The 3,614-nt window shown below is 68.2% G+C and carries 2 protein-coding genes; both read right to left on the bottom strand.

The genetic code is table 11. The features are described 5' to 3' along the window. A partial coding sequence (locus QZV72_RS09380; protein ID WP_297007743.1) for a hypothetical protein occupies window positions 1–553 on the bottom strand: 553 nt, incomplete at its 3' end. Next, a partial coding sequence (locus tag QZV72_RS09375) for a phage resistance protein (RefSeq protein WP_297007742.1) occupies window positions 550–3,614 on the bottom strand: 3,065 nt, incomplete at its 5' end. The genes QZV72_RS09380 and QZV72_RS09375, both read right to left, overlap by 4 nt.

Raw genomic sequence — 3,614 nt, 5'->3', positions numbered from 1 at the left:
CCGCCAGCCCGAACTGGCCGGTCACCTCGATCCCGGCGGACGCCCACCCCAGCCCTGACACCAGCACCTGTGCCGCGAGATGGTCGGCGGAGAGGCGTCCGGCCGGGGCGGGCACGATGACGGACCCGGACGTGTCAAGGAAGGCGAGGGTATCCGGGATGTCCGCCGGGACGATGACGCCCGGCAGCACCGACGTCGCAGAGAACGCACTGAGCAGGCTGCGAGTCGGGTCGACGACCTGGACGTCATGGTAGGGGTGCAGCCGGTCACGGACATCGGCGGGCAGGTCCGCGTCCCCCAGGGGGGTGAGGAAGACGTTCCACGGTACTGCCGGGTCCTGCCGCGGGATCCGGGTGAGGGCGAAGCGCAGGGCCAGCGGGGTGCGGACCTCGGTCACCGCCACCCGGTCACCTGTGGGGCGCTCGTACTCACCGGGCCCGGTCCACACCTGGTCGGTGTGCAGGACTATCACCGCCTCCCGGTAGTTCTTGCCGGTGAGGTAGTCGATCTTCTCGTCGATGTCGCGCCGGCGCACCTGCAGCTGGGCGCTCATTCGATCACCTCGACAGTCACCCGCACCCGCTTGCCCTGCTTGAGCAGTTCGGACAGGCGGGCGCCGAAGGAGTCGACGGAGGTCGTGGTGACCTCCTCGTCGAGGACGGGCTTCTGCGGGGGCAGTTCCGGCTCAACAGCGGGCTCCACGACCGGCTCCGGGACGACCGGTGTCACGGGGGTGGCAGCACTGAGTACCTCGTTCTCCCAGCGGGCACGGTCGTTGGAGAACCGGTCGACAGCGGTGGTGGCAGGAGTCTTGAACTCATGCTCGGACAGCGCGTCGACGAGGTTGGCGAGGATGACGCCCGCCCCCTTGTCAGCGTCCGGATGCCCGGCGGCATAGGTGGCGGGGCCGGTGATCGGGGCGGAGCCGTTGGCGGTGAGCCGCTGCAGGGCGGCAGCGGCGACCCGCGAGTTGCTCAGGCCGACGGCTGCCTCCTCCATCGTCGCCCCGAGGATCTTCTGCTCCGAGGTTTCAGCCCCGGCGAGGTGGGTGACGATCTTCAGGGCGTCCGCCCGGTCGCGGTGGATCGCCTCGAGGAGGGTGGAGGTCTCGTCGGCCAGCCGGGACCGCTTCGGCACCGAACTCACACCGAGGGCGCGCAGCACCGTACCGAGGGTCTCGGAGTAACGGGCGGCATCGCCACGGAGTTCCTCGACCGAGTCGAGGACGCCGGACTGGAAGGCACGCAGATTCGCCGAACTGCGGTGCCTGGCGGACTGCAGGCCGAAGAGCTTGGCGGCGACGGTGAGGGCCGTGTCCCAGTCCTCCTGGTCGGGCAGGACGACCGGGCGCAGCTCCATGCGGTAGTCGAGATTACGGAAGGCCGGGGCCTCGATCTCACGGGAGTGGTCGACCCAGGAGCGGTTCGTCAGCGCGGCCCAGGCACAGACGTAGAGGTCCTTGGTGAGGTCGGTGAGCCCGGCGTTCGGGTTCAGGGCACTGACGGCGTCCTCCACGGCGGCGACGGAGACCGGCTGGGCAGGATCGCGACCGTCGGCCCGCAGCCGCTGGGGGATGCCGGTGGTGAGGACCGAACCGGCGTTGTCGGCGGTGAAGACGAGGTGGGACTCGTGCATGGCGCCGATCTTCAGCGCGGGCAGGATCGTGCGGCAGGCCTTACGGGCGTCCATCGGGACATTGTTGACGCGGCCCTGGGAATCCGTGGCGGCCTCGCGCAGCACGTCGACGACCTTGCTGAAGTCCGCCTTCGTCAGGGAGCGCTCGGAACCGTAGTCCGGGTGGTCGGGGAACTTCTGGTCGAAGAGGGTGGCGATGAGCCTGTCGGTGGCGTCTGTCAGGGAGGTACCGCGTGGCTTGGAGAGGCTCAGTGCGGGGTCGAGGGTCTTCAGCGGTTCCTGGCCGATGGCGAACTCCTCGCCGGCCTCCACCCCGTAGACCGAGGTCAGCCACAGGGTGAGCTGGTTGGTCAGGGAGACCTGGCGCTGCTTGAGGGTCTGCCGGATGGCCTCACGGTCATCGGCGGCGATGGTGGCGGTGGCGTCCCGCCAGCCGTTCTCGGTGAGGACGTGGTCGATGATCACGAGTTCGCCGAGCTTCTCCATCCGCTCGGAGGACAGGAAGTGCGGCAGCCAGATCGCGGTGAAGGGTGCGGTCGTGATGGACCCGGCCAGGGCCTTGACGCGGGTGTGGTCCTCGGCGACGGAGTGGTCGGGTTCATCGAAGGGGAAGTCGACGACGAGGCGCAGGTTGCCCTCGGTGCCGGGGGTGAAGATGTGGTCGGGCAGGTCGCGGGCGTCGCGGACGTTGCCGAAGACGAACTCCACGGTGCGGTCGGTGCCGCGCCAGGTGACGGTGCGGGCGTAGGAGCCGTCCATGTTGGCCTCGGTGGTGCCGATGCCGAAGGCCTCGGCCAGCAGGGTGCGGATCTTTCGCTGGCGGCGTCCGTCGGTGTCGTGGACGCGGGACTGTGCGATGACTGCCTCCCAGGGCACGTCCTCGAGCTTGAGGCTGATCACCGGGTTCTTCACGCCGGGCGTGACGATGACCTCGGGGAACTCCGCGGCCCAGGAGTTGACGAGCTTGAGCACCATGGAGACGTCTCCACCGCGGAACGGCGCGCGGATCGACCCGTGGTTGAGGTGGGCCAGGCGGGAGGCGGTCATCTGCTTGAGGGCCGGGACCTCAGGGGCGATCGCGGAGAGGATGAGGGTCTTGCCGATGCGCATCTCGGTGCCGGCGGGGGTGTCGGCGACGTCGGCGTCGCGCGTGTCCGCCGGCAGCTTGTGGGTCTTGAGGATCAGCGGACGCAGCTTGTCGGTCCAGAACTTCCGGCCGAGGGCGAAGCGGCGGGCTGCGTCATTCCCCATCTTGTCGTTGCCGGCAAGGACGTAGTCGAAGGCGTCGCCGACGGGGAAGACCGAGTCGATGCGCATCGTGTTCCGCTTGTCGATGAGCATCGTCTCCATGACCTTCAGTGCGGTGCGCTCACGCTGCATGATCGAGGAGAGGTTGATCAGGGTATCGATCAGGGCGGGGGAGAAGGGAAAGGTCAGTTCGAAGCGTGCGGCATCGGAGGCCTGGTGGTTCTCGTCGGTGTTCACCGCATCGAGCAGCACGTCCATCGTCTCGTGGTCGAGGCGCAGGTCGGCGAAGGCGCGGGAGAGCTTCATCTCGGCGGCATCGTTGAGGGGACGCAGCAGGCGCTTCTTGGCGATCATCGGCAGGTTACGGCTGCCCAGTTCGATGTCGTTGAAGCGGCCCTCCTGGTGCTTGAAGGACTGGCGGCGTGCCTCGACCTCGCGGCCGGCGTCCACCGAGGAATCCTTCCAGGTGGCCAGGTCGTACTGACGGGCGATGAAGGAGATGACGGGGACGGCGAGTTGCCCCTGCCCGGATTCGACGAGGAGGGTGAGCTTCTGGGCCTCGTTGTTGAAGGCTTCGGCCGAGCGCATGAACATCAGCCAGAGGATGAGCTCGTCGAGGAAGAGCACCACGCCTTCGTAGTTGAGGGTCTTGGCGTGCCGGGCGATCTCGGCGAGGCCGTCTGCCAGGGGGATCCACTGGGAGTGGGTGCGGTAGGCGGTGAAGAGGGTTT

Source organism: uncultured Corynebacterium sp. (assembly GCF_902782855.1).
Lineage (GTDB): Bacteria > Actinomycetota > Actinomycetes > Mycobacteriales > Mycobacteriaceae > Corynebacterium.
This window is presented reverse-complemented; position numbering and strand designations above follow the sequence as displayed.